The sequence below is a fragment of the Syntrophomonas zehnderi OL-4 genome, from assembly GCF_000983115.1.
Classification (GTDB): Bacteria; Bacillota; Syntrophomonadia; order Syntrophomonadales; family Syntrophomonadaceae; genus Syntrophomonas_B; species Syntrophomonas_B zehnderi.
In genome coordinates this window covers 1-13900 of record NZ_CGIH01000004.1, presented here as the reverse complement: position 1 = coordinate 13900, position 13900 = coordinate 1, and the positions used below count along the sequence as shown (strand labels likewise).

Below are 13900 nucleotides of genomic sequence, written 5' to 3'. Positions count from 1 at the left end.
GCCTGACTCGCTGAAACGATTATACTGTTTGCATTTCCCATTTCCCGCACCGGTCTCCCCAGCGGGCAACTAAATTTTCATTTTCATAAAACTGCAGTACTTCGCAGGCATTTGCACAACCCTTGCATTCAAAGCTGGTTGTTTTGAATTCTATATCCTGAATGGCAAAACCTTTAAATGCGGTTTTTTTGGTTTTGCGGGTAATATTTTGGGCCAGCATCGCTGCGCCGATAGCCCCCATCACGCCATAATCCTTGGGAATAATGAGTTTCATCCCTAATTCCCTTTCAAAGGCATTAACCAAACCCTGATTAGCAGCCACACCACCCTGGAAAACCACCGGAGCTAATATTTCTTTACCTTTGCCCACATTGTTTAAATAGTTGCGGGTTAAGGCCTCACATAGACCGGCAATAATATCTTCCGTATTATAACCCAACTGTTGTTTATGTATCATGTCTGATTCGGCAAATACTGCGCATCTTCCTGCTATGCGCACAGGATTTTTGGATTTCATGGCATAAGCGCCAAAATCCTCGATAGGAATACATAAACGACTGGCCTGCTGATCCAAAAACGACCCGGTTCCGGCTGCGCAAACTGTATTCATAGCAAAGTCGGTTACTACCCCATCCCGCAGGATAATTATTTTAGAATCCTGCCCACCGATCTCAATAATCGTCTGAACCCCCTCCACCGCGCTGTTTGCGGCTACGGCGTGGGCAGTAATTTCATTTTTAACGACATCCGCACCGATGATTAAGCTAATCAGGTAGCGGGCGCTACCGGTCGTGCCTACCCCTTTTATCTCTACTTCCCGGTCTATTTTCTGGCCAACCAGATATAAACCCTCCTGCACGGTTTGGATAGGTTTGCCGTTGGTTCTTAGATATTCGGACGCCAATAATTGGCCTTCCTCATTAATTACTACTAGATTTGTGCTAACCGATCCTACATCCACTCCTAAGTATCCGACCTTCATATGACCAAGCTCTCCTCTTTACTGAACTTTTTCTCGCGTTTGTATTCCATCAAATCAACAAAAGCCTCCAGACGGGTCTGTACTCCGGCCTTGCCAGTCTGTTCATCAATAAACATGGTCAGCACCGGAATATCCAAATCCCGGCTGACACTAGGAATTATGCTTTTGGCTACTATCTCCGGAATACAGGCAAAGGGAGCCAACTGGACAACGCCATCAAAACCATGCTTGGCATATAATACCGTCTCTCCAATACTGTTGACCCCATGTCCGCCAATCGGCGCTTCATTTAGATAAGGCTGCGCCATTTTGAAAATATCGCCTTCCAGATTTACAATCGTATTTTTACGGGTATAGGAACTTAGATAGATGGAGCGGTCGGTTTGTACACCCATCTCCCCTAGCATGATCTGCAGGTAGTGATTGGCGGCCGGCTCCAAAACGACATAAATTTCTCCGATAATACCTACCTTGAGGGGGTTGCGGCTTTTGTCCAATGTCATTGCGTTTAAAAGCTTAAGTCCTTCCTGGCGGGCATCCTCGATCTGTTCTGAGGTATTAGCCTGATCTACCATATCCAGGGCCAGATCCAGCTTGCGGGTGGTCTCACCGCGTTTTGTTTCCAAGGGACGCAATTCATGGGAACGTATTTCCAGATCATCGATCGCCTTTATTTTTTCCCAGGTTATTTTTACTTTCTCAACAAATTCCTTAGCCGATACCCCGCCGGTCTTGCGCAAATAACGCAGTTTTTTCCAGAAATCTTTAAGGTCGCAAAGGGGCAGTTCAAAAGCCATCACTTTTACATCCTTGCCCAGCTCTTCCAACAGGTACTGGTGCATTACCCAGTAATAACCGGCCCGACATGGCCCCATACCCCCGGAAGTTAAGATTAATTCGGCGCCAGCCTCGACTACTTCCAAGTAGGTTCCGGTAAGTATTTTAAATGGTATACAGGCAAATTCCGGTGAATAGCGAACTCCCAGATCCAGGGTTTTTTTGCTGGGTTCCGGGGGCATTATACATTCGTGGCCGATGTTTTCCAACAACCATTTAAAAGCGATAGGCGAGTAACCCATATGGGGAAAACTGACTTTCATAAACTCTCCCTCCGATAGCGGAGCATGTCCAGAAATGCTTCTACTCTGGTTCTTACTCCAGTTTCTGCGGTATGTTCATCAATGGCTACGGATAAAAAAGGCAGTTTGCTGCGGCGATGGGTTTCGATTTCCATCAGCCTGTCCACCATGGAATCAGGCCCGCAGGCAAAAGCGGTAACGTGGATGATGCCGTCAATATCCGGTCTGTCCAGGTAATACAAAGTGGCATTAACGGCTCGATTCGAATAATACCAAAACATATTTTTAGGCAAGGTCTGTCCGTATTTATTCATGGTTTTATTGCGCAGCATATCTTGGGTATAGACCTTAACGTTTTCTTTTCTTAATATGCTTAGCAAGCCAACGTTTAAATAGTGGTCATAGATCGTATATGGGTAGCCTAATACGGCTATTTTAAGATCCGGTTGGACGGGTTGGGATGATTGGGGCGTTGCTCCTGGGGTTAAGGCCATCGTCATGGCTTCATCAGGTAAAATCTCCTGTTGCAGCAGCCGGTCATATTTTTTTTGCACAGCGGTGGCCTTTTTTTGGGCACTCTCCACTTCTTTCTCCGGGTTACCCAGTAACCGGCCTATTTCCTGACAGACCTGATCCATAGCCTTACGGCCTTGTTTCAGATCAACCCGCACATCTATAATGGGTGGCAGCTCACTCATGCTTAAGCGCACCATATCCGGCAGGCCTAGAAATTTAGGACAAAATGTCTCGGTGCCAAAATCTCCATATTTGCGCACACTAACCATACGGGGGCAGAAAATGAAATCTACCCGTCCCGCCAGATCAGCCACATGACCATGATATATCTTAATCGGTATGCAGGCATCATTGACCGCTTCTTTGACTCCTTTATCAAGGATCGCTTTTGAGGTTGGAGACGATACCACCACCTCATGTCCCAGCTGGCTAAAAAATGTCTCCCAAAACGGATAGTAGCTAAAATACGCCAATGTACGCGGAATGCCTATTTTTGCCAATTACCTAATCCTCCTGTTACCCCTTTAAGCCTTTATTCGCATATCCCCTACCCTGCGAGTAAAGCGAATCTTATCATAATATTCTACCAAAGGTAAGGCATACTTGCGAGAGGTATTAAATAAATCCCGGGCGGTGGCCAGGGATAATTCTTTCTCCTGCTCGAAATACGCCTCTAACAAATCCTTGCCCTTTTCAATCGCGGCAGCGGCAAAGTAGATGTTTTCACTTAATTTTATGATCTCACCCTTATCAAGCAGGTAGCTAATTATTTCGTTTAAATCAGTCTCAGGCAGACCTTGAAGGGCTTCAATCTCATCCAATCCGGGAGGCGAAAAGAAGTTCTGCTCCAGAGTACGGTTAATCTCCGCAATCATTTGTTTATCTCTATCTCCTGGCTGGGGATGATAGCCATAGGGTGCAATCAGATTGTTTTTAACTGACAACTGACCGTTTTCCTCAAAATACTTAAGCAAGGCCGTGAATACCTTGGAATTTAAATTATTAAACAAGCGGCTGCGCATATCTTCCTTAGGGTACCCCGCTCTTAAAGGGAATTTGCTTAAGTATTCCCGCATGGTAGAATCCATGAGTGCCGCCATCCGGTCAATACCTAAGCTGCTGAAATAGTAACCGCCTTTACCGGTAACGTCAACAACTTTGTCATCGTCTAAGAGCTGTTGAACTTCTATCTTAATATCATCTTCCGAGCTACCGGTTCGTCGCATGATTTCCTGTATCGTCAGCGGCTCTTGTCCGGCGCTTTCTATTTCATGCAAGACCACATCATACAGACTGCCCTCTTCTTTCACCGCCAGATCATTTAAAACTTCTTCCCTAAACCGTTTTTGGCGCGGCGCATTAGGATCTATTATACTGCCCCCGCCGATCGTATTGACCGGGGAATAATACCGAATCACGAAGGGATCCCCCTTATAAGCCACGATCGGTTTTTCCATGACGATCTGCGCATATGCCTCTTCCCCGGGCAGCAGTTCATCGCGATCCAGCAAAACTACCCGCCCTAGTGTTTCATCAGTTCCCAGGTGAAACCTAATCCGATTCCAATTCTTTAAAGAACGCGCACTGCTTTTTAACAGTCTTAAACGTGTATTCACCCGGTAGCTGGGCTCCAAATAACCGCTGCTGGCTAAAAGGTAGCCTCTTTTAATATCCCCAACTTCAATTCCCTGAATATTGACGGCAACCCTCTGCCCGGCATAAGCTGACGGCAACTTTTCATTATGTACCTGCAGGGTTCTTACCTTTACATTTTTTTGCACTGGCATCAACTCCAAGGTATCTCCTACATTGATCTGCCCTGACCATAAAGTCCCGGTAACCACCGTGCCAAACCCCGCCATGCTGAAAACCCGGTCGATGGGCAAACGCGCTTGACCGAAAACCGGCTTTTCCACTACACTTCCGGCTACTTCAGCGATCATATCCAGAAGCTCGGGTATACCCTCCCTGGTCAGCGCGGAAACAGCAATCATAGGAGAACCCTTTAAAATGCTTTGGTCTATATATTCCCTTATCTCTTCCTCTACCAGCATTAGCCATTCTTCATCCACCATATCTTTTTTCGTGATGACCACAATACCCTTGTTAACCCCCAGCAATTCAATAATATCCATATGTTCACGGGTCTGGGGCATAACCCCTTCATCGGCTGCAATCGTGAATAAAACCATATCTATGCCAAAAGCTCCGGCCAGCATATGGCGTATAAAGCGCTCATGTCCGGGCACATCAACTATCGCCGCCTTCTGCCCATCGGGCAGGTTAAAAGGGGCAAAACCCAGTTCAATCGATATGCCCCTTTGCCGCTCCTCCTTGAGGCGGTCTGTCTCAATCCCGGTCAATGCCTTGACCAGAGTGGTCTTGCCATGATCAATATGCCCTGCCGTTCCCACAATAACTCTTTTCATAAATACCTCCGTTTAAAAACCCATAATTTAAAGGTTTTTTCCTCCTTTGCGCTGCAACCATTTTAACTTTGCATTTATAATAAAATCTGGGCGAGCAGCTGGGTTAGCAGATGCTCCTCCCCTTCCAGCAAGGTGCGGACACTTATTAACATGGTATCTTCCTGCTTGCGGGTCAGCAAAGCAGGGCTTGTAAGGCGCAGTTTTTGGGTTACTTTCTCTAGAGACTGATCCGCGAAGGCCAATTGCACGCCGAAACCCGGAAGCTGATAAGTGGGGTAGGCGCCGCCTCCTACCATGTCATACAGAGGAACTACTTCCAGTTTACTGATTTTACCATTGGACAACAAGGCTTCAGCCAGCCGATCCTTCAATTCTTCGGCTCGCCTTTGTAAACAAGCGGAACTTTGGGTCAGCATATTTATAACCGGAATCCCCTGACGGGGATTTCCGCATAAATATTCTAAAAGAGTTCCCTCCAAGGCGGCAATCGTTAGTTTGTCCACCCTTAAAGCGCGGGTCAACTGGTTTTTCTTCATCTGGTCAATATACTTTTTCTTGCCTATCAAGATACCCGCCTGCGGACCGCCCAACAGTTTATCTCCACTGAAGCTGATGATATCAGCACCAGTCTCGACACAGGCCTGTACTGTAGGCTCACCGCTTAGACCCCATTCTCCCAGATCAGCTAGGATGCCGCTGCCTAGATCCTGAAAAACCGGAATTCCTTTTTCTTGTCCCAGCCGGGATAGGTCTTTTAAATCCACCTCGGCAGTAAATCCGCTAATCTTATAATTGGATGTATGAGCTGCAAACAATAAGCCGGTATTATCATTAATGGCTGCATTGTAGTCGGACAGATAGGTGCGATTGGTAGTTCCTACTTCTACCAGGACAGCCCCACTGGCTTTCATCACTTCCGGTATGCGAAAGGCCCCTCCTATTTCAACCAACTGCCCTCGGGATACAATTACTTCTTTTCCCTGGGCCAGGGTGGTCAGTCCCAATAGAACCGCTGCGGCATTATTATTTACCACCAAGGCAGCTTCCGCCCCGGTCAAACGTACTAATAGATCTTCAACATGAACGTAGCGCGAGCCTCTTTGCCCGCTTAAAAGATCAAATTCCAGGTTGTTGTAATTTTGGGCGGCTTCCTGCATATATTCCCAGGCCTGATTGCCTAGCGGTGCCCGGCCCAGATTAGTGTGCAGCACCACCCCGGTACCATTGATAACCCGACTAAGGCTGCCCTGCGCGCTTTTTACCAGCAATTCATAGGCCCGCTCAACAATCGCTGTGGTTAATTGTGCCTTGTCTTTTTCTGCGCCGTTTGCACGCAGTTCCTCCCTTACCTCATTGGTGGCCTGGCGTAGTGACTGTACAACGAAATCCCGCCGGTACTTTTCTATAAAGTTATTAACCTCCGGTAAACCTAACAGTTCGTCAATAGCCGGGATATTTCTCAGGTTCATCATCTCTGAAATGCCTTCCTCCCTGACAGATGTGGTTTTCAGCTTCGGCTGGCCAGTAAATTCTGCCTTTGCTTGTAATCCGTATGCGCCACAGGTTTTTCCGTTGGTAATTGTGGCGTCTGACATTTAGTTTACTAAAATAATATCATTGACCTGCTTAATTGTATATTCTTCGCACTCAATTAGCAGCTGATACACAAGAAATAACCTTTGCTTCTATTTATTCGGAACGACCTCTGATCGTTCCATATCACTCAGCTATTCATAGGTGGTTTGCCCTGCGGGCACTACGTATGTTGCCTAAAGACAACTATTAAGGATGCACCCTGCGGGCACCACGTATGTTGCCTAGAGGCAACTATTAAGGATGCACCCTGCGGCACTACGTATGTTGCCTAAAGGCAACTATTAAGGATGCACCCTGCGGGCACCACGTATGTTGCCTAAAGACAACTATTAAGGATGCACCCTGCTGCCAGGGAGGTTAGTTAGGTATAGCTGCCTTAAGCACTCCCCCGATTCCGGCTTCCCTGCATCAAATCGACTATAAACCGATAGCTTAATGCACCCAGGATTAATATTCCCAGCATACCGAAAACGGGATATACTTTGCTGACCAGCCCGGAGAAACTCTGCAGCGACAAAGGCAGTGCCATAGTCAGGCAAAAAATCAAACATAGTGGGTAGCTTAATCCAGTAAATTTCGCAAAACGCTGAGCAAAGGCAAATGCGTTAGCAATCGCGGTTGTCAAAATGCCTACCCAGAGTACCAGCGTATAGATGTGTTTGGCGGTAAGGGAAATCTGCCCGGCAACAAACAGCATAGGCACCTCATAGTGCATTATCATAGGCAGGAACTTTTGTAATGCCAGATAATTTAGCAAAACCAACCCACCCAGCAGCAGGCCGCCTTCAACTGCTCCCCATATTCCCTCCCGGGGCGAGCTGACGCTTTGGTACTCACTTAAAACCACCATGGCCAGGGAGAAATTATAAGCAACGTAGAGTATGCTGGACAGCAGCCAATATTTTTCGTCCTGAGGCATTAAAAACGTTATGTTGCTCTGGGTAGCTATGTCGCCGAAGATTACCACATAACCCGATATAAGTATAAGCAGGATCAGTTTTATCGGAACCAGCACATTAAATGAATAGAACAATCCTTTTCGTCCGGCTGCCAGGGTTATAATCAGCATTACATAGGCCAAAAAAATACCGAATGTTTTTGGCAGATAAAGATGTTCATAAAATACTGCTCCGCTGGCTGCCAGCATAGTACTCAGACCTAAAAAAAGGAAAATTGCCAACAGAAAGTCCACGATTCCACCCAGCTTTTCCCCGCATAGATAAGCCAGGACTTTCTGATAATCCGATGTCTTTAGTTTATGGGTGGTATATAAAAGAACTCCGCCGCTGGCGGCAAACAGTAATATTGAAACGAAAACGCCCTGCAAGCCATGGTTTCCATACGCAACAAAAAACTGTACTATTTCCTGACCCGAGGCGAACCCTGCTCCAATTACGGCTCCTAAGTAGCCCATTATCAGCATCAAACGAATCTTAATCCTTTCACCTGCTTTCCAAAAACTTTTTCTAATCATCAGGGGACGAATAAAAACTTTCTGGTATGGCAAGAGTATTTAGTGAGTACATTTGCGGGGGTAGTAAATGAATCTATTTAAATCTGTTCAGCCTGATGCCAGAGAGTCTTACCATTTCGAAGATCCGGCCTGCTTTCCTCGGATAGAAAGACTGGTTTTTACTCACTTAATTAATATGAATCCAAACTTTGAAAGAGACATAGTTTATCTATGTATTGGTACCGACCGCGCGACCGGGGATTGTCTAGGCCCAATTGTCGGCACCAGACTTTTATCCATGTCGCCTCGTTTTCACGTGTATGGCAGCCTGGAAAACCCGGTGCATGCCGTAAATCTGGTTAAAACAATTCAAGAAATTAAAGCCACGCATGTCAATCCCTTAATTGCAGCTATAGATGCCAGCCTGGGTAACACCAAGCGCATCGGTTATATCAATGTAAAAAGCGGTGGTTTAAAGCCAGGTACGGCTCTAAATAAAGACCTGCCCGTGGTAGGTGATTTTCACATTTCCGCCGTTGTTAATGTGGCAGGTTTTCTGGAGCAGATGGTTTTGCAAAACACCCGCTTGTTTTTGGTCTACCGCATGGCCGAGATCATATATCGCAGCCTCTACACGGCCCATTTTAATTTTGAAGATACTAAAAAACCCGGTTTAACTCCGGGAGCAAAAGGGCGGTTACCGCTGGCGGATAGATTAAATCGGAGAGGTTAGGGACTTTATATATCGTTAACAAGCGATATCGACAAAAAAGAGGAGGGGAAAATGTTTCACGTGAAACATTTTCCCCTCCTCTTTAAACTGCCCAAGTGCGCACAAGCCATCCTTAATCGTTGCCTTTAGGCAACATACGTGGTGCCCGCAGGGTGCAACCTTAATAGTTGCCTTTAGGCAACATACGTGGTGCCCGCAGGGTGCAACCTTAATAGTTGCCTTTAGGCAACATACGTAGTGCCCGCAGGGTGCATCCTTAATCGTTGCCTTTAGGCAACATACGTGGTGCCCGCAGGGTGCATCCTTAATCGTTGCCTTTAGGCAACATACGTGGTGCCCGCAGGGTGCATCCTTAATCGTTGCCTTTAGGCAACATACGTGGTGCCCGCAGGGTGCATCCTTAATCGTTGCCTTTAGGCAACATACGTGGTGCCCGCAGGGTGCAACCTTAATCGTTGCCTTTAGGCAACATACGTGGTGCCCGCAGGGCGCATCCTTAATAGTTGCCTTTAGCGCTACAGAAGCTCACCGGCAACTATTAAAATCTATTTTTTATATTTTTCAGGCAGCCACCTGTTTACCAGTTCCGGATTTTCTTCTGTCCATTTATGGGCAGCTTTCTTGCTGTCCGAGCCGTACTCCAATGACAGCAGCATAGCGTTTTGAAGGTCATCGATGCTCCATTTGAAGTTTTGTAGAAACTCATATACTTCCGGCATATCAGTCTTAAGTCCGGGGCGGACAATCGTTGCGATATACTCGCTGTCTCCATAAATATTTTTGGGTTCATCCAGGATCTTTAAATCCCAGCGGGCAAATTTCCAATGAGGGATCCAACCCGTCACAACTATCCATTCGTTTTTGTCAATGGCGCTCTTTAAGGCAGCCGTCATAGTGGCATCGGTGCCTTCAACCAGTTCATAATCCAATCCGTATTCATTAATGACTTTTTCGGTAAGCTTCATATATGAAGCACCGGGATCGATTCCGATAATCTGACCCCCAAAATTCTCCTTCTTGGCATTTAATTCCTCTACGGAGTCTATGGTAACATAGGCGGGTACCGTCAGAGCCAGCTTGGCTCCCTCACAGTTGGGGCCCAGATTTTCAATCTTACCCTGCATTTTCTTTAGATAGTTTTCATGGGTAATCGGCAGCCAAGCAGTTGTCATGGCATCAGCATCACCGCTGGCCAAGGCCTCATACAAAAGAGGTGCTGATACGGGAGTTAATTCCACCTTATATCCCATCTTGTTTTCCAGAACATCAGCAACCACATGAGCGGAAGCAGTCGCACAAGCCCACTCTACATATACCAGCCTAACCGTATCTTTACCGGCTTTATTTTGGGGAGATTTACCGCCCCCGCACCCCACCAGGGTAAAAGACAGCAGCAACAACATGGCGATTATAGGAATAGTATTATTTCTTCTTGATATCTTCATACCTACCCCTCCCTAACCAAATCAATAATAAAAAGAGACATTTGCCTCGGCTCATTCCTGCTCAGTCCATGCATAACACTGCCCAAACAGGTTTATTAATAAGCAAATGTCTCAATTATTGCTATAGCGCATTTTAAAATACTTGGATCAACCTCTGCGGACAGCGGTTTTTTGTGCTTTGATTAACTTACTTTTTATATTTATCAGGCAGCCAACTGTTTACCAGTTCCGGGTTTTTATCTACCCATTTGCGGGCAGCTTCTTTACTATCCGTACCGCTCTCCAAAGTCATCAGCATGGCATTCTGCAGGTCATCAACATCCCATTTGAATTTCTTTAAAAACTCATATACTTCAGGCATATCTTCTTTCAAGCCTGGCCGAACGACTGTATCGATATGTTCCGCTTCTCCTAAAACTTTTTTCGGATCTTCCAGGGTTTTTAAATCCCAGCGGGCAAATTTCCAATGAGGAATCCAGCCGGTAACCGCCACCCATTCATTTTTGTCAATAGCGCTCTTTAAAGCAGCCGTCATGGTCGCATCACTGCCTTCGACCAATTGATAATCAAGTCCGTAATCCTTAATGGCTTTTTCGGTCAGTTTCATCACCCCGGCACCCGGGTCGATCCCTACAATCTGACCTTTAAATTTATCCTTGTAATCATTCATTTCATCAATGGAGTTTATAGTAACATATTCCGGCACTACGATAGCCAGCTTGGCTCCTTCGCAATTCGGCCCCAGATTTTCTACTTTTCCATCGACTTTTTTCATGTAGCTCTCATGGGTAATCGGCAGCCAAGCAGTTGTCATGGCGTCTGCATCGCCATTGGCCAGGGCTTCAAATAACAAGGGGGCTGCTACCGGGGTTAATTCTACGTTGTATCCCATCTTGTTTTCCAGAACCTCAGCGACTACATGGGCTGAAGCCGTGGCACAGGCCCACTCCACATATACCAGCCTAACCGTATCTTTGCCAGCTTTATTTTGAGGAGATTTACTGCCCCCGCATCCCACCAGGGTAAAAGATAGCAACGCCAGCATACTTATTAGTACAATCATTTTTTTGTTTTTAAACATTTGACTTCTCCCTTCTGTTTAATCTTCGTTTTTACCGAAGCTCTGGGTAATACGATCCAGCAATATAGCTATTACAACAATTGCCAGTCCGGCCTCAAAGCCATTTCCAATTTCCATGCGCTGAATCGCCCGCCATACCTCACCTCCTAATCCTTTAGCACCGATCATGGCTGATATGACAACCATGGAAAGGGACAGCATTATACACTGGTTGATACCCGCCATAATCGTTGGTCGGGCTAAGGGTAGTTCAATTTTAAAAAGCATCTGATGAAAGGTTGAACCGAAGGAATGACCAAGTTCCACTAATTCTTCCGGAACCTGTTTAATGCCTAAATCAGTAAGCCTTATAACCGGTGGCATTGCAAAAATGAGGGTAGCAATGGCAGCAGGCACAACCCCCAGACCAAAGAACGTTACAGCCGGCAACAAATATACAAAGGCCGGCAGGGTCTGCATAAAATCAAGTATGGGAGTAATAATCTGGTGGGCGGTATCGCTCTTGGCCGCCAGTATCCCCAGGGGAATGCCTAGTATTATGCACAGCACAACTGAGCTGATAACCATAGCCAGCGTCTGCATGGTTGCTCCCCAGAGGCCCACATTGTAGATAAGGTATAGGCCAATTATTCCAAACAGGGCCGCTTTCTTGTTTATAAATCGCCAGGCCAGCAGCGCTAATATAAGGATCATTAAAGCCGGGGGGATAAAGATTAATAAATCCTGCAGGGAAATAATAAAACCCTTTAAGAATTCGCTTAATGAATCAAAGCCCCCTCCCCATTTTATTTGCAGATACTCAATGCCAATGTCTGTCCAACGGTTTATCGGAATCCTAGGCAGTAAATCCATCATGTTCCCTCCTTTCCCCGGCAAGTCCAGCAATTACCGATCCTCTGACTAGAACCCCTTTTAGTTTTTGTTGTTCGTCAACCACAGCAATTGGTATCCGGGTATAAGCCATTACTTCCAAAATCTCGGCCAAAGGAGTATCGGGAGCAACTACCGGTGCTTCCTTACGTATACCTGGATCCAACAGCCTTTCTCCCTGCTTGGCCATTTTAGAAGCATCCTCAGCTAAGATATAACCTATATATGCACCGTCACGATCGGTTACGAAGAGCCCCGACATTCCGTAACGCTCCATTATGCGTAAGGCCACCATCGGCCCGTCTTTGGGGTAAATCACCGACCGCGGCTTAATCATTACTGAAGATGCTGTAAGCGCTTTACTGCGATCCACACTTTCCACGAAGCGGGCTACATAATCAGTCGCCGGTGACATTAAGATATCCTCCGGGCTGCCCATCTGTGATATTTCGCCGTCTTTCATAATGGCAATCCTATCTCCGATTTTAAGAGCTTCATCTAAATCGTGGGTGATAAAAAGGATGGTTTTGCGCAGTTTCTTTTGCAGCTCAATCAATTCATCCTGCATTTCTTGGCGAATCAGCGGATCCAAGGCGCTAAAAGGTTCATCCATAAGTAAAATATCCGGATCTGTGGCCAGCGCCCTGGCTATTCCAACCCTTTGCTGCATTCCTCCGCTGAGGTTCTCCGGATAATATTCGCTCCATGCCTCTAAACCCACCAACTCCAAAGATTGCATGGCTTTTTCCTTCCTTAGTTCCCAGGTCATGCCCTGAACTTCCAGCCCGTAAGCAACATTGTCTCTCACGTTTCTATGCGGCAGAAGGGCAAATCTCTGAAAGACCATGCTCATCTTGGTCCTGCGGATTTCGCGCAATTCCTGTTTGCTGACCGAGCTTATGTCTTGCCCATCGATAATAATCGTGCCTTTGGTAGGTTTGTTCAGTCCGTTCATGCATCTGAGTAAGGTGGATTTGCCGCTGCCCGAAAGCCCCATTATGACAAAATTTTCACCTTCTTCAATCGAAAAGGATACATTTTTAATTCCCACCACATTTTTCGTTTGTTTCCTGATGGCATCATTACTGTACCCGTTTTCCATCATCTCAATCGCTTTTTCGGGGCTGCTGCCATAAATCTTGCTTAAATTATTGACTTGGATTTTAGGCATAAATATCATTCCTCTTTCTAAATAAATAAACCACTATCAACCGCCTGAGGTTTACATAATCAAGCAGCAAAAAAAGTTGTATAAATTAGTTAAATACCCCTTTGATAGACTTAAAATGCCATTTGTTTTTGATTTTATGCAAAAATAACTCATAATCTAATTCGAAAGTTATAGTTATAGTTATTTCTAATTTTGCATGTCTTAATTCGTACCAGCGGTAGATATTTAAAAGCAATATTTTTTAACAGGGAAGCTAAGGAAAGCTAAAAAAAGAAGCCATGAGACACCTATATTAGGCATATTTGCAGGCACACAATTTTTAAATCTCCCCTGTACGCGCTTACGAGGTTAGCTGTCGGGTTCGGTTCAGGAATCCCTACCAGTAAACTGGATTCACCCCAAAAATAATGGTTCCCCCGCTCCTGAGAAGGCCTCAGGATTAAGCATATGAGAATTTATAATTGCAATAAAATATATACTATAAAATTTATCATATATTATACAGTATAGGCAAATATAATCAAACTTTTGTTGGCTTGGAAGTA

Annotated in this window: 11 protein-coding genes and 1 riboswitch; of the genes, 1 reads left to right on the top strand and 10 read right to left on the bottom strand. The window is 45.7% G+C overall.

Annotation, left to right across the window (positions count from 1 at the left end; translation table 11 throughout):
• Positions 1 to 19: 19 nt before the first annotated feature.
• The 6 genes from AAV90_RS00615 to AAV90_RS00590 form a co-directional block, all read right to left on the bottom strand.
• Positions 20 to 982, bottom strand: a complete 963-nt coding sequence (locus tag AAV90_RS00615) for an acyl-CoA dehydratase activase (protein WP_046494736.1) — start codon at positions 980 to 982, stop codon at positions 20 to 22.
• Positions 979 to 2082 carry a CoA protein activase gene (locus AAV90_RS00610; RefSeq protein ID WP_046494734.1) on the bottom strand — a complete coding sequence of 368 codons (1104 nt, stop codon included), beginning with the start codon at positions 2080 to 2082 and terminating at the stop codon, positions 979 to 981. Before AAV90_RS00610 ends, AAV90_RS00615 begins: the two co-directional genes overlap by 4 nt.
• Positions 2079 to 3077, bottom strand: a complete 999-nt coding sequence (locus tag AAV90_RS00605; RefSeq protein ID WP_046494732.1) for an acyl-CoA dehydratase activase-related protein — start codon at positions 3075 to 3077, stop codon at positions 2079 to 2081. The genes AAV90_RS00610 and AAV90_RS00605 overlap by 4 nt, the downstream gene beginning before the upstream one ends.
• 24 nt (positions 3078 to 3101) lie before the next feature.
• Positions 3102 to 5006, bottom strand: a complete 1905-nt coding sequence (gene selB, locus AAV90_RS00600; protein WP_046494731.1) for a selenocysteine-specific translation elongation factor — start codon at positions 5004 to 5006, stop codon at positions 3102 to 3104.
• Between the two features lie 74 nt (positions 5007 to 5080).
• Positions 5081 to 6601 (bottom strand): L-seryl-tRNA(Sec) selenium transferase, encoded by a 1521-nt coding sequence (selA, locus tag AAV90_RS00595; RefSeq protein WP_242847450.1) that lies wholly within the window; start codon positions 6599 to 6601, stop codon positions 5081 to 5083.
• A gap of 377 nt (positions 6602 to 6978) precedes the next feature.
• Positions 6979 to 8076 (bottom strand): YkvI family membrane protein, encoded by a 1098-nt coding sequence (locus AAV90_RS00590; protein WP_046494729.1) that lies wholly within the window; start codon positions 8074 to 8076, stop codon positions 6979 to 6981.
• A gap of 67 nt (positions 8077 to 8143) precedes the next feature.
• Here AAV90_RS00590 and yyaC point away from each other — a divergent pair, with 67 nt between their 5' ends.
• Positions 8144 to 8788, top strand: a complete 645-nt coding sequence (gene yyaC / locus AAV90_RS00585; protein ID WP_076982583.1) for a spore protease YyaC — start codon at positions 8144 to 8146, stop codon at positions 8786 to 8788.
• Positions 8789 to 9333: 545 nt separating this feature from the next.
• Here the strand turns inward: yyaC and AAV90_RS00580 are convergent.
• The 4 genes from AAV90_RS00580 to AAV90_RS00565 all read right to left on the bottom strand — a co-directional run bounded on the left by AAV90_RS00580 (position 9334) and on the right by AAV90_RS00565 (position 13355).
• Positions 9334 to 10233, bottom strand: coding sequence for a glycine betaine ABC transporter substrate-binding protein (locus tag AAV90_RS00580; protein WP_157609451.1), 900 nt, complete (start codon positions 10231 to 10233; stop codon positions 9334 to 9336).
• 187 nt (positions 10234 to 10420) lie between these two features.
• Positions 10421 to 11314 carry a glycine betaine ABC transporter substrate-binding protein gene (locus AAV90_RS00575; RefSeq protein ID WP_046494727.1) on the bottom strand — a complete coding sequence of 298 codons (894 nt, stop codon included), beginning with the start codon at positions 11312 to 11314 and terminating at the stop codon, positions 10421 to 10423.
• An 18-nt stretch (positions 11315 to 11332) separates the two neighbouring features.
• Positions 11333 to 12166 (bottom strand): ABC transporter permease, encoded by an 834-nt coding sequence (locus tag AAV90_RS00570; RefSeq protein WP_046494724.1) that lies wholly within the window; start codon positions 12164 to 12166, stop codon positions 11333 to 11335.
• A complete protein-coding gene (locus tag AAV90_RS00565; RefSeq protein ID WP_046494722.1) occupies positions 12150 to 13355 on the bottom strand; it encodes a quaternary amine ABC transporter ATP-binding protein in 1206 nt (401 codons plus the stop codon). Before AAV90_RS00565 ends, AAV90_RS00570 begins: the two co-directional genes overlap by 17 nt.
• 321 nt (positions 13356 to 13676) lie before the next feature.
• Positions 13677 to 13811: riboswitch (cyclic di-AMP (ydaO/yuaA leader) on the bottom strand.
• Positions 13812 to 13900: the final 89 nt, after the last annotated feature.